At 58.9% G+C, this 16,855-nt stretch carries 29 protein-coding genes; 6 read left to right on the top strand and 23 right to left on the bottom strand.

Annotated features, from left to right (window positions below):
• Positions 1 to 149: 149 nt before the first annotated feature.
• From GEV38_RS07585 to GEV38_RS07565, 5 genes are all read right to left on the bottom strand, one after another.
• Positions 150 to 488: an HNH endonuclease gene (locus GEV38_RS07585; protein ID WP_009685291.1), complete on the bottom strand. Its 339-nt coding sequence runs from the start codon at positions 486 to 488 to the stop codon at positions 150 to 152.
• Positions 488 to 853 (bottom strand): hypothetical protein, encoded by a 366-nt coding sequence (locus GEV38_RS27895; protein WP_103446279.1) that lies wholly within the window; start codon positions 851 to 853, stop codon positions 488 to 490. Before GEV38_RS27895 ends, GEV38_RS07585 begins: the two co-directional genes overlap by 1 nt.
• A gap of 60 nt (positions 854 to 913) precedes the next feature.
• The gene (locus GEV38_RS27990; RefSeq protein WP_225785886.1) at positions 914 to 1,252 is read right to left on the bottom strand and encodes an HNH endonuclease signature motif containing protein; all 339 of its coding nucleotides are present in this window, start codon (positions 1,250 to 1,252) and stop codon (positions 914 to 916) included.
• A 188-nt stretch (positions 1,253 to 1,440) separates the two neighbouring features.
• Positions 1,441 to 1,659 (bottom strand): hypothetical protein, encoded by a 219-nt coding sequence (locus GEV38_RS07570; protein WP_123083831.1) that lies wholly within the window; start codon positions 1,657 to 1,659, stop codon positions 1,441 to 1,443.
• A gap of 3 nt (positions 1,660 to 1,662) precedes the next feature.
• Positions 1,663 to 1,986 carry a phage holin, lambda family gene (locus GEV38_RS07565; RefSeq protein ID WP_047594930.1) on the bottom strand — a complete coding sequence of 108 codons (324 nt, stop codon included), beginning with the start codon at positions 1,984 to 1,986 and terminating at the stop codon, positions 1,663 to 1,665.
• Positions 1,987 to 2,272: 286 nt separating this feature from the next.
• Here GEV38_RS07565 and GEV38_RS27580 point away from each other — a divergent pair, with 286 nt between their 5' ends.
• Positions 2,273 to 2,506, top strand: coding sequence for a DUF6555 family protein (locus tag GEV38_RS27580; protein ID WP_015271433.1), 234 nt, complete (start codon positions 2,273 to 2,275; stop codon positions 2,504 to 2,506).
• Between the two features lie 353 nt (positions 2,507 to 2,859).
• Here GEV38_RS27580 and GEV38_RS07560 read toward each other — a convergent pair whose 3' ends face one another.
• Positions 2,860 to 3,681 carry a hypothetical protein gene (locus GEV38_RS07560; protein ID WP_173895742.1) on the bottom strand — a complete coding sequence of 274 codons (822 nt, stop codon included), beginning with the start codon at positions 3,679 to 3,681 and terminating at the stop codon, positions 2,860 to 2,862.
• Positions 3,682 to 3,798: 117 nt separating this feature from the next.
• On the opposite strand from GEV38_RS07560, the gene GEV38_RS07555 reads away from it, so the two are divergent.
• Positions 3,799 to 3,987, top strand: a complete 189-nt coding sequence (locus tag GEV38_RS07555) for a hypothetical protein (protein WP_015271435.1) — start codon at positions 3,799 to 3,801, stop codon at positions 3,985 to 3,987.
• Positions 3,988 to 4,303: 316 nt separating this feature from the next.
• Here GEV38_RS07555 and GEV38_RS07550 read toward each other — a convergent pair whose 3' ends face one another.
• The 17 genes from GEV38_RS07550 to GEV38_RS07470 form a co-directional block, all read right to left on the bottom strand.
• Positions 4,304 to 4,813, bottom strand: a complete 510-nt coding sequence (locus tag GEV38_RS07550) for an acyloxyacyl hydrolase (protein ID WP_015271436.1) — start codon at positions 4,811 to 4,813, stop codon at positions 4,304 to 4,306.
• Positions 4,814 to 5,170: 357 nt separating this feature from the next.
• Entirely contained in the window at positions 5,171 to 5,719 is a 549-nt protein-coding gene (locus tag GEV38_RS07545) for a hypothetical protein (protein WP_015271437.1), read from the bottom strand.
• Positions 5,716 to 6,015, bottom strand: a complete 300-nt coding sequence (locus GEV38_RS07540) for a hypothetical protein (protein ID WP_015271438.1) — start codon at positions 6,013 to 6,015, stop codon at positions 5,716 to 5,718. Before GEV38_RS07540 ends, GEV38_RS07545 begins: the two co-directional genes overlap by 4 nt.
• Positions 6,012 to 6,518 (bottom strand): hypothetical protein, encoded by a 507-nt coding sequence (locus GEV38_RS07535; protein WP_015271439.1) that lies wholly within the window; start codon positions 6,516 to 6,518, stop codon positions 6,012 to 6,014. The genes GEV38_RS07540 and GEV38_RS07535 overlap by 4 nt, the downstream gene beginning before the upstream one ends.
• Positions 6,505 to 7,917, bottom strand: coding sequence for a DnaB-like helicase C-terminal domain-containing protein (locus GEV38_RS07530; protein WP_015271440.1), 1,413 nt, complete (start codon positions 7,915 to 7,917; stop codon positions 6,505 to 6,507). Before GEV38_RS07530 ends, GEV38_RS07535 begins: the two co-directional genes overlap by 14 nt.
• Positions 7,914 to 8,732 (bottom strand): ATP-binding protein, encoded by an 819-nt coding sequence (locus GEV38_RS07525; RefSeq protein WP_043936255.1) that lies wholly within the window; start codon positions 8,730 to 8,732, stop codon positions 7,914 to 7,916. Before GEV38_RS07525 ends, GEV38_RS07530 begins: the two co-directional genes overlap by 4 nt.
• Positions 8,719 to 9,492, bottom strand: coding sequence for a hypothetical protein (locus GEV38_RS07520; protein ID WP_173895740.1), 774 nt, complete (start codon positions 9,490 to 9,492; stop codon positions 8,719 to 8,721). The genes GEV38_RS07525 and GEV38_RS07520 overlap by 14 nt, the downstream gene beginning before the upstream one ends.
• Positions 9,489 to 9,719 carry a hypothetical protein gene (locus GEV38_RS07515; protein WP_015271442.1) on the bottom strand — a complete coding sequence of 77 codons (231 nt, stop codon included), beginning with the start codon at positions 9,717 to 9,719 and terminating at the stop codon, positions 9,489 to 9,491. The genes GEV38_RS07520 and GEV38_RS07515 overlap by 4 nt, the downstream gene beginning before the upstream one ends.
• Positions 9,716 to 10,279: a hypothetical protein gene (locus GEV38_RS07510; RefSeq protein WP_015271443.1), complete on the bottom strand. Its 564-nt coding sequence runs from the start codon at positions 10,277 to 10,279 to the stop codon at positions 9,716 to 9,718. Before GEV38_RS07510 ends, GEV38_RS07515 begins: the two co-directional genes overlap by 4 nt.
• Positions 10,276 to 10,590, bottom strand: coding sequence for a hypothetical protein (locus GEV38_RS07505; protein WP_015271444.1), 315 nt, complete (start codon positions 10,588 to 10,590; stop codon positions 10,276 to 10,278). Before GEV38_RS07505 ends, GEV38_RS07510 begins: the two co-directional genes overlap by 4 nt.
• Entirely contained in the window at positions 10,587 to 11,360 is a 774-nt protein-coding gene (locus GEV38_RS07500) for a Rha family transcriptional regulator (protein WP_173895738.1), read from the bottom strand. The genes GEV38_RS07505 and GEV38_RS07500 overlap by 4 nt, the downstream gene beginning before the upstream one ends.
• Positions 11,357 to 11,653 carry a hypothetical protein gene (locus tag GEV38_RS07495; RefSeq protein ID WP_173895736.1) on the bottom strand — a complete coding sequence of 99 codons (297 nt, stop codon included), beginning with the start codon at positions 11,651 to 11,653 and terminating at the stop codon, positions 11,357 to 11,359. The genes GEV38_RS07500 and GEV38_RS07495 overlap by 4 nt, the downstream gene beginning before the upstream one ends.
• On the bottom strand, positions 11,647 to 11,940 hold the full coding sequence (locus GEV38_RS07490) for a hypothetical protein (protein WP_173895734.1): 294 nt from the start codon (positions 11,938 to 11,940) through the stop codon (positions 11,647 to 11,649). The genes GEV38_RS07495 and GEV38_RS07490 overlap by 7 nt, the downstream gene beginning before the upstream one ends.
• Positions 11,937 to 12,173 carry a hypothetical protein gene (locus tag GEV38_RS07485; protein ID WP_173895732.1) on the bottom strand — a complete coding sequence of 79 codons (237 nt, stop codon included), beginning with the start codon at positions 12,171 to 12,173 and terminating at the stop codon, positions 11,937 to 11,939. The genes GEV38_RS07490 and GEV38_RS07485 overlap by 4 nt, the downstream gene beginning before the upstream one ends.
• Entirely contained in the window at positions 12,170 to 12,475 is a 306-nt protein-coding gene (locus GEV38_RS07480) for a hypothetical protein (protein ID WP_012313226.1), read from the bottom strand. The genes GEV38_RS07485 and GEV38_RS07480 overlap by 4 nt, the downstream gene beginning before the upstream one ends.
• A 414-nt stretch (positions 12,476 to 12,889) precedes the next feature.
• Positions 12,890 to 13,495 (bottom strand): KilA-N domain-containing protein, encoded by a 606-nt coding sequence (locus GEV38_RS07475; RefSeq protein WP_173895730.1) that lies wholly within the window; start codon positions 13,493 to 13,495, stop codon positions 12,890 to 12,892.
• Complete coding sequence (locus tag GEV38_RS07470; RefSeq protein WP_060709463.1) at positions 13,492 to 13,827, bottom strand: YdaS family helix-turn-helix protein; 336 nt, start codon at positions 13,825 to 13,827, stop codon at positions 13,492 to 13,494. The genes GEV38_RS07475 and GEV38_RS07470 overlap by 4 nt, the downstream gene beginning before the upstream one ends.
• Before the next feature lie 98 nt (positions 13,828 to 13,925).
• Here GEV38_RS07470 and GEV38_RS07465 point away from each other — a divergent pair, with 98 nt between their 5' ends.
• The 4 genes from GEV38_RS07465 (at position 13,926) to GEV38_RS07450 (ending at position 16,850) form a co-directional block, all read left to right on the top strand.
• On the top strand, positions 13,926 to 14,705 hold the full coding sequence (locus GEV38_RS07465; protein WP_060709464.1) for a S24 family peptidase: 780 nt from the start codon (positions 13,926 to 13,928) through the stop codon (positions 14,703 to 14,705).
• 123 nt (positions 14,706 to 14,828) lie between these two features.
• On the top strand, positions 14,829 to 15,218 hold the full coding sequence (locus GEV38_RS07460; RefSeq protein ID WP_173895728.1) for a LuxR C-terminal-related transcriptional regulator: 390 nt from the start codon (positions 14,829 to 14,831) through the stop codon (positions 15,216 to 15,218).
• A 586-nt stretch (positions 15,219 to 15,804) separates the two neighbouring features.
• Positions 15,805 to 16,371: a hypothetical protein gene (locus GEV38_RS07455; RefSeq protein ID WP_173895726.1), complete on the top strand. Its 567-nt coding sequence runs from the start codon at positions 15,805 to 15,807 to the stop codon at positions 16,369 to 16,371.
• On the top strand, positions 16,371 to 16,850 hold the full coding sequence (locus tag GEV38_RS07450; RefSeq protein WP_047594881.1) for a hypothetical protein: 480 nt from the start codon (positions 16,371 to 16,373) through the stop codon (positions 16,848 to 16,850). Before GEV38_RS07455 ends, GEV38_RS07450 begins: the two co-directional genes overlap by 1 nt.
• Positions 16,851 to 16,855 lie beyond the last annotated feature (5 nt).

The following is a 16,855-nucleotide window of genomic DNA, read 5'->3' as shown; positions in this document are numbered from 1 at the left end:
TAACAAAAACCTCTGAAACGGGAAAAAAATTCACGCGTGCGGGGACGGGTGGTCTGGAAGCGAAAAGCCATGAACTCTCCACCCACCCCTCCCCTTAAAATCGGGGAAGTGACGTGCTTCAAACATATGAAGCACGCCATTGACGTGCATCAACCGATCTGGCCGGCGGCCTCCTCGGCTGCCTTCACCACATCGTGACAATGCCGGCACAGGGTCTGCCAGTTGCTTCGGCTCCAGAACAGCTTCATGTCGCCCCTGTGCGGGACGATGTGGTCGACGACAGTACCTGCGGTCACCCGCCCCTCACGCTGGCAGTACACGCACAGCGGGTTGGCCTGGAGCCATTCGGCCCGCGCCACTTGCCACTTGTACCCATAGCCACGCTGGGCAGCTGTACCCTTCGCCGTTCGCCATGACTCCGGGTTGACCGTCGCCAGCCTTGATGGCTGCGCCTGCATCGGTGGCTTGAGGGACGTGAGCCTGGCCATCAGCGGCCACCGTGAACGGGCGTGCCATCCAGGTAGGCCAATGGCACGGCGTCAGGATCTACATCGTCACCGTCAGCCAGCGCTTCGATCAGCGCCAGGTTCTGGGTGGCGATCTGCTCCAGTAGCGCAGTCTGCTTCCGCTGCTCGGCCAGCAAGTCGCTCACGCTTGGTTGCAGCTGAGCAGTGATGCCCGCCTCAAGCACGATCAGCTCACACTTGAGTCGATCAGCCGTCCCCGCCAGGTGTTGAGTCAGTCGCTCGCGCACCTCCGCCTTGATCGGGAATGGAACGCTGATCACCAGCAGGTCGCCCTTCTTCGGGCTCAGCTGCTCGATCTGGTGTGAAAAGGTTTCTTGCTCGCTCATACGCTACCTTTGTCCACTTCAACGCCCACTCTCGATGCTTCATACAAGTGGCGCATGTCATTAAGCGGCCTCCGCAGAAAAAGGGTGATGGCGCCGCTTCGCTTCGAGGTAAGCGGCCTCTGCCATCTCTTTATCCTTGAATCGGCCTATGTTGATTCGCTTTCCTTGGGTGCTCAGCTGAGCCCTCCAGGTTTGCGTCTGCTTATCCCATGTAATCCCTCGGACGCCGCTTGCGCCAGGTCGACGCTTGCGCATGTTCTGCAAGTTTTCGTGGCGCCTAAGCACCCGCAGGTTCGAGAGCCGATTGTCATCTCTCTCACCATTGATGTGATCAATGTCATGGCTGGGCCAGGCGCCATGGACGAGAGCCCAAGCTACCCGGTGGACGTAGAGATTCACACCATCCAGGCGAAGCTTCAGATAACCGTTGGAGCTCTTCGCTCCTTCAATCCTGCCCGCGTTCGGCCCTACAACCCTTCTAAGCACGCCGGAAGCAGGGTCGTAGGTTAACTGTTGCCTCAATCTATCGATGGGAATCACTGCTCAGTCCCTCCACTCGCGCCGGGCGGCGCATCCGCTGCAGGACATCACTCACCGTCCAGCCGAACATGAGTACCGTCACAGTTGAACTCAACGACCAGCCGCGTCACCTGCCCAGCTTCTTGAATCAGCTGGACCTTGGTCTGCCCTGCCAACACCTCGCCGCTGAACGCGTCATGCAGGCAAACGTGCATGCCGTCGCGCTTGACGACCAAAGGCCGCGAGGAGAGCAGGTACTTGATACGGGATTGCTCTGCCGTCTTCATTGATCACCCCTGAGCCTTGCGAGAAAGGAAAAGGTCGGAGTAGCCGCGAAGCTTCTCCACACCCATGAACCCGACAGCGCCGCCGGCGAATGTGGCCATACCCTGTGGCAAGCCCATCCATTCGAGCAGCGGCACCAGGGCCAGGGTGATCAGGCCGCACAGCGCACCTTCCAGCAACATCTGCCGACGGTTGCCTCCGCCATACATCACGCGGAATACAGCGATGGCGACCGACAGGCCGGCGGCGTAGAGCTGCGGCTGGTGGGCGATCACCCAAGCGATGAGTGCGGCCCAGAGGCCAGGGTCTTTCTCGGGCATCGGGGCCATCTCGATTCCTCCCTTTGCGGGGAGCGGAAAAAGAAAAGGCCCGCCGTTGTGGCGAGCCTAGGAGTGGGTGCGGAAGGCTGGGGCGACCAACCACCCAGCGAGAACAGTAGAGGAGCCTTATGCCCAGCGAGGTGGCTGCGCCTGGGCCGAGGTCGGTCGGGCCATTGCTTGCTCCGTAAATGAAAATTCGTGCACCGACGTAAAACCGGTCGGATGCTTGCCCAGGAGCCCCCTAGAGGCTAAAAGGAATGTTGCCCGATCTGGCCTCACTAGAGGGAACTAATAAATGCCGATCAGTGACATTTTTTTAATCGCTTACAAGCTCCACGGGGAGGCTCGCGAATTCATCGTCCGCGCCGAGCGAATGAATAACGCTGAGGCTTGGCACTGGGCGGCCTGCGAAGCTGGCGTAGGAGTCATTCCTAAATTCACTGCTTCGGATATCAGGAAGGTCTCTCGACCTGTTGCTGAGCGCTTCGGCATAACTGACGTCCAATGGCGGAGGTCCGGCAACCTATGAAATACCGCATCGACTACAACCTCAAAGGCCATACCAGATTCTGGATATGCGATTGGTCTAGCACGCCGAACGAAGACAATGTGCTGACCGCTCTCCTCCGTCTGCATGCCCCCGCTGCCCCCTTGCCTGAGGCGCGCGCGCCGTGCCGCTTATCACATGATGATCTCCGCATTGCGGTCGCAGATTTGGGTATCTCGGATGTACGCTTTGAGGGGGATGATTAGCTATGCCGGGGCACCCAGGCCGACGCTGGCAAGTACGCCGGTCACTGCAAGGGCGCCGGTGCTTGGCTCGGCCATAGGTGATGCTCCATAGAAAAATGAACCCGCTCATGGCGGGCTAAACACAGCAGATCAGCGGCGGAACAGCATGCCGCCAGGGCGGAGCTCTTTGCGGATGACTTCACGGACGGTATCAACCGCATCGATCTTGGAACGGAGCTCCTGACCAAGCTCGCTTTCGGCGATCTGGCTGGAGATCTCATGCAGTCGATCCGCCAAGCCATCCTTGGTTTCGCTCCGGGCAGGATCGACGCCAAGGCCAATGCCAGTGCAGATGTAATCACCTTGGGAGTTCTTCGCCATGCTCACTGCGAACCGATCAGCAGCCGTCAGGAGCTTTCCTGCCAGCAATCCTTCGCCTGGCTTCCAGTCAGCCAGCGCATCACGCAGTTCGCCCTCGCTGTCATCGTCACGACATGGCTGTTCGGCAGGCCGCTCATCATCCATGCAGCGGCCCAGCCTGACGACGACCTTGCCGTTGGCCGTGATGCACACGCCGTCAGCATTGATGGTCATGCCAGGCCCGGCCTGACGGGCAACCCGTTCTGCTGCTTCCTGATCAGTCTCAAGGCGCCGGTAGGTCAGCGTGGTGCGGATGTCCGATCCGTCGTGATCGAACGAAATATCCTCGGTCGAGAACTCGGCATCAGCGCGGAACTCGACCGGCACCTTGCCGATCTGCTCCTGCAAGAACGCCAGGCGGGCCTTAGCCCCTGCCGGGACTTCGCTTTCTGGCCACTCGCTGGCGGTGACGGTGATCATCTGCGGGTCGCTGGGCAAAGATCCGACAGCCATATGACCGCTATTGATCTCCATGGCGCCCGCCTTGAGATCCAGGCGGTAGCCGGACATGCCGGGAACATAATCGGCACTCTGAATAACGTTGACGTCCAAGGCAGGCTCCTGAAACGAAAAAGGCCCGCCGAAATGGCGAGCCCTTGGAATGGGTAGAAAGGTGGCTCCGTGCTATCGTCGAGTTTCCACACAAGACGTTTCACGGAGCGAAAAACGATGAAGGTAACCCTCAAGTGCGCCAAGTGCGGCAGTGACAAGTTCGAGGTTCCGGCTAGGCCGAACAACAACTCGAAGGTCACCTGCGGCAAGTGCGGCGCTATCGAGACTTACGGAAAGCTCATGAAGGCTGTGGGTGACAAGGTCACGAAAGACCTGGAGCGGCAGCTCGGGAAACTGTTCAAGTGACTTGAGCGTTTCGCTCAGAGGGCGCAGGAAGTCAGCGGCGCCCTCAACCTCAACGTCGAGCTGTAGCTTTTCCATACAACCTCCAGATACGAAAAAGCCCCGGCAGATACCGAGGCTTGGAATGGGTGCGGAGGGCCGGTGCTTACCCGGCTTGTTGGCCTGGATCGCTGGGTCACATACCCCAGACTCTCATCGCGTAGCCGATCAGGGAGCGCACGGCTTTGATCGACGCCACTACCGACTTAGCCCAGCTGCCTGAGCGTGTCATCCGCATAAAAAAGCCCGCACAGGGCGGGCAAAGAGGGATCGTGCTTTTTTAAATCTGGTGGCTGTAGAACAGCGAGTACGACTCGATACCGTCGTTGGGCTGCTTAATGCCAGCGTTGGAGTAGTGAATCGCTCGGATGCCAACCTTCTGCGTCTCGCCGATCTTCAAGCCCGCACCGATGCGGTCTTCAAAGTTGAAGGCCGAACCAAAGTCCTGGTCACCTGCGGACGTACCAGAGAAGACCGCCAGGCCGATGCCAGCCTCAACGAATGGCTTCACGTTACCGCTGCCGAACTCGTAAACGAAAACTGGCGCAAAGGACAGCGAGTGAGCCCCACCTGAAGCATCGCCTGCTTCCCAGTAGGTGTAGCCAGCATCCCAATAACCGGTGAGACGGCCAGTACTGGATTCAAACCAGCTTTTGCCCCAGTTAAAGCCAATGCCGACGCGCGCTGTAAGACCACCTTGGCCTGTCGCGCCAAGCGCTCCGGATAGCTCAGCCGCTCCGGCGGACGCAGCGAAAAGGGAAAGCGCCACAACGGCGAGAACGTTTTTCATACTCACGGTCTTCCATGTTATTGAGTAGCAACCTATCAGAATCATAGCGCTATCAAATCGTTCCCTCATACAAGAAAAATGCTTTTTCTGGAGGGCTACCTGAATCGAAGCCCCTCAAAAACACAAAACCCCGACACGATGGCCGGGGTTTGTCTGTGTCGCGTAACGTTGCAAGCTGGACACGCTGTTATGAAAACAGGTGTTTATCCGGCATGAAAGAACTTTTTACGCAGGCTCTCGAACCCAGAGAGCCATAACGCAAAAGCCCCGGACATGATTGCCGGGGCTTTTGGAGGTTCTCATTCAGAAGACGCAGAACCGCAATGTGGCTAATTAGATTCTCATTTTCTCACCGCGTCAAGTGGATTCTGCAATGAGGCCTGCTTCGTCAAGAATCACCGCTGCCGAAGCGAACGCTTTGTCCATCTCCTCCTTGAGCCACCGCCGCATATCCGATCTCCAGCGGTAAAGCGTCTTCTCTGGCGTGGGCGAGTCTAGATTGTCCCAGCTGTGAATCACCATGAACCCCTCCGACAGGTTGGCGACAGCCCACGCTGTGACGCACTTCTGCCGGAACAGCCAATGCGCCTTGCCCGGTGCCGCCCTGGCCACATACTGGATGGCGAGCGCCCTCTCCCGCTGCAACGACTTGCTGTTGTCGACCTTGTAGAACGCCTCAAGCATGTTCCAGTGCAGCGGCGAAAGTACCCTGTGTAGCAGAGATCGGGTCATAGCGTCCTGGGTGAGCTGGTCGAAACGATCCAGAGGGCACGGGTTGTCACCCTTTCCCGGCTGCGAGCCCGGTGGCTGGTACTTGCCCTGCCAGGCCTGGCCCTTGTGTAGCGATATTGCGTCGAGCGTCATTGCCCTGACTACGCCGTGCTCGGCGTCACGATAGACCGTCATGCAGCTCTCCGAATGCGACGTGGTGGCGGGTTGTCATCCAAGCCCAACAGGTCGCGCAGCAGTCTGTCGGCGAACTTGCTCTTTGCGTTACCTTCCGTGACCCAACGCTTGCAGTACTCGCCGAACTCAATGTTGATCCGCGTCGCGTGCCAGCTGGCCACCATGTCGAGCAGGCAGGCCATGGCATCCGCGCCACCAAGTTTCTCTTCAGCCAAGTGCTGTCCTGCGATCTTCAGGAACTGGCGCTCATGCTCCTGAAGGCTTTTGCGCGGCAATGCCGCAGTTACGTTGCTCATTGGGTCACCCCCGAGGCCATGCGAGCCTCTGCGATTCGAACAAAGCCCAGGAACTGGTCGGCGGGCATCGACTCCTTGATTACGTCGAGGATGACCCGATCCATGTGCTGCTGGGCGTGCGCCTTGGCCTCCTTGCGCAGTTGGCCGCACCGGTACAGCAGCCGGGTGCGGTCATGGTTCAAGTGCTTGAGCGCGGCCTTCGCCCGGTTGTACCAGGCTCGGTCGTATGGCGTGCCCTGGATGGCGCGCTCGACGGCCTGCGCCAGCGACAGCTCCAGGCGGATAGCGTCAGCCACCAGCTGCTCATGCAGGGCCTCGCAGGCCTCCAGAGTGTCGGGCAACTCACGGGGCCCAACCAAGCGCGGGTGCGGTTCTGCAAGCTTCGGGGTATTGCCAGTGGCAACAGGATGCCCGGCGCCAGCACGCTTGCTGACACTCACCGAAACGACCGGGGTCGCTGATTTGCCAGCGCCAGCGCGTGGCCAGAAATTAGAAAGATTCATGCTTAGCTCCTTTGGTGCGGTGGCGGCCGGCAAATGTCCTGCCCATTTCGACTTCTTCGTTGCTCGGCTGATACCCGACCAGCTCGGCAAACCTGTGATAGGCACCCTGGTGCTGCACGCGGCAGATACCGGTTTCGCCATGACGGTTTTTGTCCACGATCAGCTCGGTCACCCCCGACTGCCCCTCTTCCGACTCGGGATCGCGGTGGACCAGCACCACCACGTCGGCGTCGGCTTCGATCTGGCCTGAGTCGCGCAAGTCGCTCTTGGTGGGGCGCTTGTTGGCGCGGTTGCTTGGGCCCCGGTTCAACTGCGCCAACACCATCACGGGCACTCCCAGCTCCTTGGCCAGGCGTTTGATCGATTTGCTGATGTCGGTGACCTGCTCGTACCTACTGGCCGACTTGCTCTCGCCGTTGACCAGACCGATGTAGTCCAGCGTGACAGAGCCAAGGCCGTGCTCGCGCTTGACCGTGCGGCAGATCTGACGGATATCGCGCATCGTCAACGAGGCGTCATCGCAGAAGATCAGCGGCGCCCCATCGAGCTTGCTCACAGCCGCCGTCAGGCCCGGCCAATCGTTGTCGGCCATCGAATGACCTTCGGTGATGTGCTTCAGCTGCACGCTACCCACCGAGGCCAGCGACCGGTTTGTCAGCTCCACATCTGTCATCTCAAGGCTGAACACCAGCGACGTGGACTTGGCCACCAGCGCCACTCGCTCAGCGATGCCCAGGCCCAAGGTGGTTTTGCCGCTGCCTGGGGCGCCGGCAATAACCACCATGTGCCCGGCGCAGATGCCGGGAATGAACTTGTCGAGCGATGGCAGCCCGGTATCGAAGCCCAGCACCACCTCGCGGTTGAACCGGCGATCAATCCCATCGATTGCCTCGGGCAGGATCTCGCCGACGAAACGGTACCGCTTGCGGGAATCCAACCCTTCCGCCTCAAGGGCAATCCAGGCCTGCTGCCCCTGCGCCAGCACTTCGTCCAGTGAGTCGCCATCCTTCAGGCGCTCCGACATGATGTGCGCAGCGGCGACTACCCGGCGGGCCACCGACCGCTGCTTCACGATCCGGGCGTACTCTGCGAAGTTTGCCGCGCTCGGCGTGTTATGAGCGATGTGAGCAGCCACTGCCAGCGTGCCACGGCCGTCTGCCAAGGTCGGCCTGGCATCCGACAGGGTTACCACGTCGATCTGCCGTCCCTTCGCCTTGAGCGCCAGCAGCAGCTCGAACAGCTCGGCACAGTCGGGCTGATAGAAGTCGCCGACCTCAAGCTTCACGTCGTCGATGAGCGCTGGCTGGTGGATCATGGCGCCGATCAGGGCATGCTCTGACTCAGGGCTGTGCAACCGTGACACATCCTGTGTGCAAGCCACGTAATCTTGGCTGATCATACTACCCCTCCGACACGCGCTGACGACCAGGTGAAGGGCGCCAGCAGGCCGCCGTTCTCACGCAGACGATCCATGGCCCGCGGCCCGATGTAGGCCGGCAACTGCTCACGGTCCTGGTTGCTGATCAGGATCGTCGGACGGACAAGCTGGTAGCGCCGGTCGATCACCTCATGCAGCAAGCTGGGCATGAAGTCCTTTCCCGGGCGGGGCGTGTGCATACCCACCTCGTCGATAACCAGCAAGTCGACAGCGGCCAACTCTGCCAGCAGGCCGGACTTCGACGGCCCGGCGTTGCTACGGAAGCTGTCCGTCACGGCCTGCATGATCGCCTCAGCAGTGACAATCAGGCCCTTGGCGCCATACTCCCGAACAACGTGCTGCAGGATGGCGCATGACAAGTGAGTTTTCCCGTTCCCGACCTCGCCCAGTAGCATGAGTGCGCGGCCAGCCCGGTAGTGGCCTTCGAACTCCTCGGCGTAGCGCCGGCAAATAGACTGGGCGCGGACTTTGGCCGATTCAGCGTTGGTGATGAAGCTGTCGAACGTGCAGCCCCGGAAGCGCGGCGTGATGCCGGTGGCGAAAAGGTCACGGTTGAGCTCTTCGGCTTCCTTCTCAGCGTACGCAGCGTCACGCACGCTACCCTCGCACTGGAGGTTCAGAGCCTCCCAGCGGCAGCGCGGGCACTCAGTCGCCTTCCACCCTCCATCAAACTGCTCGACCTGCTTCGTTTCGTACTGGCCATGACCAGGTGCTTCACATTTGGCAATGCCGATGGCGCGCTCGCCTGGGGCTGGACTGAATTTAGATGAGGTCATCAGGGTACATCTCCTGGTGATGGGCAGGCACTTGCAGTACTGCGCTTGCTTGGGGCTTTGCATTGGCGCCAGCGGCTGCTGGTAGTTCGTCTTCCCAGCGTTTGCCGTTGAGCCAGGTGGCCGCGTGCGGGATGAACTGGCCGCCATCCTTGGTCCAGTCGTGAGAATTGGTCCAGGCAGCCAGAGCGATGCCAATGCGGTTGAACAGGGAAGTGTCCACCTTGAGCTTCGCCCAGGCCTTCTCGGCTTTGACCTTGCCGACCTTGCGCGGGTAGAGCTTCCAGAAACTATCGAACTCGACCAGACAGGGAGCGTCAGCGACCGTTGGTTTTTTCTCTATTGATTGAGTAATAGAATCCTTTATTAAGTAGTTGTCGGTTTGCCCACAGTTCGGTAAACCCACACTTCGGTTAACCGAATATTCGGAAACCTGTAGGTTCGGTTCGTAGTGGACGATCACGCGACGGCCGAGCACCTTGCCAGTGCCCTCCTCGCGCACGACCTCATGGCTCACCAGCCCTAAGTCCTTGAGGCAAGCCATGGCCTTCGAGTAGCGCTCACGACCGATTGCGAACCTGTCCTGCAGGTGTGAGCCAATGACCTTCCAGTCGCTGGAGCGCGTCTGCAGGTAGGTCCAGATGGCCAGAGCATCAGGGTTGATGATCATGGCCACCACGTCATTGCTCAGCGAGCTATACGGCGCTTGCTTGGCGTAGAAGGTCGTGGGCGTTGCTTTTTCCACGTTCACAGGCTTGCTCACAGCTGCAACTCCTCACAAACGCGGCGCACGTACTGGTCGTGCGACTCCTCGAAAATCCAGCCGCGCTGCTCAAGAAAAGCCCGCTGCTGTTTTGCCCATTCGTAGAACTGCCAGCGGGCACCCTCTGGGAATAGCTTGAACAGATCGCAGCAAGGCCATCCACTCGGCACGATCGACGCGCCAGCGCGCTGATGGAGCTCCTGGGCGGAGTTTGGGGTAATGGTCATTGGAGAGTCTCCGATGAGAGACCGGTGATCTTCGCGACATGTTGGCCAAGGTCAGTAAACGTGCCACCAGCCAAACGCAGGACGAGCGAGCGAAGCGCGGTAACAGCATCAAGCGACGACACCCTGGCTTCGGCCATTTCGAGCGCGTGAGGCGAGTGGTTGCTGATCGTCTCAAATACCTTGTCGGCGTAATTGAACGACGCACTGGCAAGCTGCAGGTTGGTCAGTTGATCAAATGACTCCGGCGGGAGCGGTTCACGCCGCGTGTTGACGATCGGGATGCTGAAGGTTGGCGGCTCACCACCCTCCAGCAGATGCCGGCGCTCTTGCTCAAGGTGCTCGCCGCACACGACTGAAGCGTCATTGCCGGTCTGCCGCTCGAACAGCACGCTCAGCGCCAGGCTCGCGCCGATCAGGCCGACATAGGTTTCGTCGTACTCGCGGATCTTGGCGCCGTCGCTGATCACTTCGATTGCGTCCATAACGGCCTCGAAGGACAGCAGCATCAGAGCCGCATTGGAGAAACTCTCGAAATAGGCCTTGTTGATTACCTTGCTCATTGGGCACGCTCCAGGCGCTCGACCAGCCCGCGCAGCTTGCGTTTCAGTCGGGTGGTGAGCTCGCGTGCGGAGAGCCAGCGCTGGAAGGCCGCGTCGGTGAAGCTCAGAACGCCGCGGAAGCGCTCGTCCTCGGGGTCAATGCGCTTGCGCGGCTCGCCCGGGTAAGGATGGCCGTAGGCGGCAAAGTAGGTCCTGTACAGGCCGTTCAGCTCGCGGCGCAGGGCATTGCGCTGGGTCTCGGCTTGCTGATAGCCCACCGCGGCCTCGGCGATCTGCCCCATGAGTTGTTCGTAGGTCAGTTTCTTACTCACAGGGAATTCTCCGGGTTGAACTTGGTGTAAAAGAACTTGCCGTCCCAGGTCTTCTTCATGGGCAGCCGGCCCTCCATGTACAGGTCGTGCAGGCGCTGGGCGCCCTTCTCCAGCATCACCGGGGCATAGCGGATGAAGCCCGTCATGCCTTCGCCGCTGACCTTGTAGGGTTTCTCAGTGAGCAGATGCCTGTCTCGCGCCATGGCATACACGCGATACTTGGGCGAATGGTCGGGGTCAGATTCGGTGTTGTAGATCCACTTCAGCTCGGCCAGAAATGCCAGCACCAGCTGGGAATTCACACCGTTGAGCCGCTTGGCGAACTGCGGAACCGTCTCGCCTGGCATGAACAGGTTTTCCAAGGCCTCGATCTTCTTGGCCTGCTGCTGGTTCTCCAGCGCCAGCACCGCTTTTTCCTCGGCGAGGTCAGCAGCAAGGCGCAGGGCCTCCGGCAGGCTCTGCGGAACGATTGGTCGACCAGCAAGCTTGGCTTCCAGCTCTTGCCAGCGGTCTACCAGCGCCGCAGTAAACTCGGGTGAGAGCTGCGCGACGACAACGAAGCTGTCGCGCTTGTTGACGTGGTAGACGGATTCGGTACGGGGGCGCCCAAGAGAATCGACGGTCTGTTCATCCCCCATTGGGGGTTGGACGATCACGCGGCGCTCTACAAGACGCTCAATCGACTGCTTCACCTTGTCGTGACGAGATCCAACCAAGTCCGCGATGTCGCGAGAAGACATAGTGAGTGCGGTGGCGGTGATCAGGTTCATACAGCACCTCCCACATCCTTTGCATCATGGAAGGCGGCCGAGTTGCGGTGGGGGTATAGAAAGTTGCGAGTGTCGAAAACAACACGCTCGATAAGGCGCTCAAGCTCGCAGACTACGGGATTTTCGAAGCCGCCGAGCCCAGGGACGACTTGTGTCCAGTACAGAGTCTTGATCGCCCGGAAAGCCTCGCGGGCCTCGTTGAACTTTGCGATTTCTTCTGCGGAGAGAATCACGTCCTGCACGATCACCCCAGCAGCCAGCGCTGGCATCAGCTCGTTTCGCACGGTCAGCATGCTGCACCTCCCGCGCCACGTTTTGCAGAGGCAGGTTTTTGTGGCGCGGCGGGCTGCTGGGCTTCAAGGTTTCGAAGGTTTTCATCCATCTTTCGCGCCCACTCCTCGGCATTGGTCGCCCACTCTTCGGTTTGAATGGCCCCGATGCCTGCCAAGCGGCCTGCAGTGTCATGCTCGGGCAGCAACTTGCTCACAGCCAGGAACATGGTCTTGAAGTCGTTGAGCTTTTCCCGCAGCACCATCAGGTCGTCGTAGGCTTCATCAGCAATGTTTTGAAGGGTCTTCATTGGGCACCCCCTGCGGCATTCATCAGCTGAAGCAGTTGTTCCTGAGCCTGATCCGCCAGCATGTACATCGCTTCTTGGATGGTGGATTCGCTGAGGTGATCGAGCTGAGGGACGAACTGGCTGTCCGCCCCCCCCTTGAAGCTACCGTTCTCCATCAAAATGGAAGCGAAACCCTCGATGACGCGCAGTCGGGCCATGATCTTTTCGCCCAGGTCGCTGGTTTTCGTGCTCATTGGGTCACCTCCGCGCCACGAACTGGAGAGGTTGGGTTTTGTGGTGCGCGGTCTTCAGCGTCGCGGATCGGTACTTCCATAGAATCGATCATGGCCTCGACCTGCATGGTCAAGGTGCGGATTGCGTAGAGCTCGCAAGCTTGCTCATCTGCCTGATCAATGAGGTTGCCGAGCAAGATGTTGACGCCCGACAAGATGCTCCCTGCAGCGACAAGAGCAACGCTGCAGGGAGCACCAGCTTCAACTTGGTACGAGACACCAGAGACAGCGAAACGCTGGATGCGCGTGACAAGTGCGGTCATTGGGCACCGCCTTGCTCAACGGCATGAGGGAGCGCGTCTTGGTAGGCGTGTTCGTGGTAGGCGTAGAGCGTTTCTGCGCAGTGCTCTAAGGCGTTCAACAAGGCCTCTCGGTCGCGTCCATTGAGCAACTCGCCAGACTCCGCCGAGTCTTCAAGCAGTATCCTGGCGATGCCGTGAACGCCATATGCCGCACGGAAGCGGCTACGGAGATCGCTCAAGTGAGGCTTGGGTGGTTGCGCGGGTGATTGCGCAGTGGTATTTTTTGGGTGCGACATAGCGCATCCTCCTATCTCAAGGTGATGTGAAGCGATGACCTCCTGGCAGAGGTCGGTTAAAGAACCCGCCTGGCAGCGGGTTTTTTGTTGCCCGGAAAAAATCAGCCGGACAGCAAGAACATGGATGCCGAGGCCGTCATCAGGAGGCCTTCAGGCGAGGTTGATTTGGGTTGTTCAGACCGAGCACCATTTGCAGCGAATCAAGATCACGCTCGATGTCGCCTAGCAGCAGCGGTTTGTCGCGCTTCCACTCACAAAGCCCGCGCCCGTAGGTGCTGGCGAGAGATTCGCGGTCGTCGAATATCTTGCAAGCGCGATTGAGTCGATCTAGCTTCGACGGAGCGCCGCTCAACAGCGCTTCAATTTTCGTGTCGCACCAAACAGCGAACCTGGTGCTAATCCAGCGACCGAAATAAACCCTGACCTTCGGGTGCAACCATGTTCCGCCACTGCCGCCAGCCTTGGTCAACACGAGGCCAGTCCTTTTCGTGAGGGCGAGAATCTTGGAGCGAACCCAGGACTTAGACGCATCCAACTCTTTGATTTCATTGAATTCTGTCAGGGTGACAGAATTGACACCAAGGGCATCCCCCATGACGCAAAGGTATTCGAGGGTGTCGATTTGGCGAAGCCAAGCGGTAGGTTCCTTGTCGAACTGCTTGGCGATTTTCGTGGCGTTCAACCAGCCGTCAGCGCTGAGGTCTACCTGTCGCCCTTCGAAGTCGAGGTGGATTACATTGCTCACTGGGCACCTCCGGTACTGGATAAAACGCCAGCCACTTCAAGGGACTGACCTGGCCGTGATCTTGAGCGTACATTTGCGTTCAAGGTCGGCAGGGCCTTTGCCTTGGGAAGCTGCTCTTCATCGCGAGTCAAGCCCCACTGCAGATCCGGGCGAAGTACGCAGCGACTTACGAGCCCGTCAGTAGCGCTTTCTATCTGCAGAGCCCTTTCGGCCGTGATCGCCCTGTCGCCTGAAACGAGCCTCGATAAATACGACGCTGTCACGCCAAGCTTGAGCGCAAGGACTTTCTTGCCGCCCCGCGGGAGCTGCGAAAGGTACTCGGATAGGTTCATTCAGATTTACCTATTGGTGCATTTATGTCGCAGGCTACCTGATTCATGCACCATTTCAAGGTAATTTTCCAAAAGGGAAATAAAAGGTACAGTCAGGCATGGACACTAATGACTCGAACCAAATCAGAAATGTACGCAGGCTCCGGCTCCGGGAGCTTGTGCTGACACGCTTTGGCGGAAAGCAATCAGCCTTCGCGGAAGCCATTGAGCGCTCTCCCTCCTACGTGGCCAGGCTGTTTTCTGACAATCCAGCGCACTCAAGGAATATTGGGGAATCATTGGCGCGGCAGATTGAAGGCATGTGTCATTTGCCCAACGGATGGCTAGATGATCCTAAGGGCTTGGAGCTGGCCATATCAGCGGTAAACGACGCTCAATCCCGCGCTTCAACAATCTCTGAGCCTATAGACGTGAGGAACTGGGACTCGACTGACGACCACGAGTATCCGTTCTACAACGTCACAATTCCCGTGCTCGAGATTCCTGAAAGCTGGGGGAAGCACGCGCAAGGCGCTGAAAGCGAAACCCCTATTAGGACTGCCGTGTTTGACTTGGCATGGCTGCGTAGATCCATGTCCATGACGGACATCTCGAATCTACGCATGTCAACAGGGCTCGGGGACAGTATGGCTCCAACCATCAAGCATGGTGACCTCCTTGTCGTGGATGTTGGGGTGACAGAGGCTCTATACGATGCCGTCTATGTAGTCCGTATTGGTAGCGTACTCACTATCAAGCGCATACAGGTAGACATGGATGGGATCCGTATCCTGTCCGATAATCCGCAGTTCAAAGAGGTCTGCATACCCCATGACATGATGGACCGAATCTCGGTGGTAGCGCGTGTCGTCTACATCTGGAGCGGATCAAGAATATAGCTTACATGAACCAGACAACCCGCTACGGCGGGTTTTTTTTGGTAAATTTTCGGCCACCCGATTGACAAAGATTTACCAATTGGTACTCTTTGCTCCATCGCACTTGCCATGGAGTTTCCAAGCATGACCCCATCAACCTCAATCACCGTAGGCAACTGGCAAGGCCTACTGGGCCAAGGCGCTGCTCCGCGTGAGCTGGAGTGCCTGCTGGCCATCGCTGGCGGCGCTTCGGGCAAGGAAGCTGCTCGGACATTGGGCATCAGCGAGGATGGTGTCAAGAAGCGACTGATCGCCCTCGGCACGAAATGGGGTGTCACCCGTCGTGCCGCCCTGGTTGCTGAGGCATTCAAACGTGGCGTCATCAGCCCCGCCGCAACCGCCCTGGCTCTGTTTTTGGTGATCCACGGCCTGATGGCTGATGACGTTGCACTTCGGGTTCGTCGAGGGAGTGGCGAGAAGCGTGTTGAGCTTCGCGTTGCAGCGCGGCGGGTTGAGCAACAACTGGTGGCATAGCAGCGGCGAGCGCCTTCGGTGAGGGCGCTGTCCGGTGCGAAGGCATCATGAGGTTTGGCGCGGCAGCGTTCGGCTAGGCATGGCGTTGGTCAGGCCGGGTTCGGCAAGGGCTGTAATCAGCGGCCTGCGCTTCCTCGGGAGCGTAGTCCGGTGGCGATAGCCATCAAGAGGCACGGCACTGCGGGGCAGCCCTGGGCGTGGTTTGGCTGGGCATGGCGTGGCAAGGGCTACAACGTAGCGGTCAGCACCTTCGCAGAGGGTGCTTTCCGGTACCGAGTACCACGAGGCAGTGCGAGGCGAGGCTTGGCGCGATCGGGTAGAGCGCGGCAAGGGCTGCTGGTCAGCGTAATGCCCATTCATAGAGTGGTCATTGCGGTGCGAAAGCACTTGGGGTGAGGCCGGGTAAGGCATGGCGAGCCACGGCCGGGCACGGCAAGGGCGATAACTCGCAGCGATGTCACTGGCGCTGAATCCAGTGACGACCTCAAAGCAACTTCCACCGAGGTTGTTTTGAAGTTCCAACACGCAAAGCACCGTGCATCGCATTGAGCGAAAAGGCACACGCAGCTATCTATTGGAGATTCACATGCAAACTTTGAAAGTTAAAATCGTAGGCACCCGTCCGCTTCTCGTTCATGCCGACGTGTTCGCCGACCCTTTGAACAAACTAACCAAAGCGCATAAACAGTTGACTTCTAAGCGCAAAAAGTCAGACGAAGATCACGAACTTATTGCCCGCAGTGAGTGGCGTGGCGGATTGTACTTTGCCGATGATGTCGGGCCGTACTTGCCAGGTATCAACATTGAATCCGCATTGGTTGCTGGCGGCAAACTTTCGAAGATGGGTACCCAGCTCAAGCGCTCCGTCGAGATAATGGATACCCGCTGCCCGATCATTTACGAAGGCCCGCGCACCGTAGAAGGCCTGTGGGATGAGCAGTTCTACGATGCCCGCTCGGTGAAGGTCGGCACCGCCCGAATCACCCGATATCGCCCCCTCTTCCGCTCCTGGGCAGTGGTCTGCGAGATCGCCTACGACCAGGAGTCCATCGACCGCGACCAGGTGTTGAAGTGCCTCGAGGACGCTGGCCAGTACTGCGGTGTCGGCGACTACCGCCCGAAATTCGGCCGCTTCGCCGTGGAGGTGCTGTAATGCCTGTCGTGCCGCTCAAGCCGAACAGCTGGAGCCTGGACAAGGCCGTCGAGCAGTTCCTTGCCGACAAGTTCGAGGATGGCCAGCTCATCAGCCACGCCTGGCTTGAGTGGGCGCTGAACTTGCCGAAGCCCAGCACCGCAAAGGAAATGGTCAACTGTCAGTTCATCATCTTGGACCGTGTAGAGCAGTTCAAGGAAGCACTGTTAACTCAACATCAAATCTACATTGTTAGCGTGCGCGGCAAGGGTTATCGGATTGTTCCGCCGAGCGACCAGGCATTCATCGCTGTTGATAACGCAATGCAAGGTGTTCGCCGCGAGTTCAGTAAATGCGAGAAGGTCATGAAACATACTCGCCTCGGAGAACTTGATGCTGACCAGATTAAGCGGCACACCGACGCACAAGTGAAAGTTTCAGCAATCGCCGGAATGGTAGGCAAAAGTAAGCGCGAAGTATTCAGCCTGTTCAAGGCATAACTTCC

Source organism: Pseudomonas sp. 13159349 (assembly GCF_013305685.1).
GTDB lineage: Bacteria > Pseudomonadota > Gammaproteobacteria > Pseudomonadales > Pseudomonadaceae > Aquipseudomonas > Aquipseudomonas asiatica.
The sequence above is the reverse complement of the archived record's forward strand: the minus strand, read 5'-3'. Positions and strand labels throughout refer to the sequence as shown.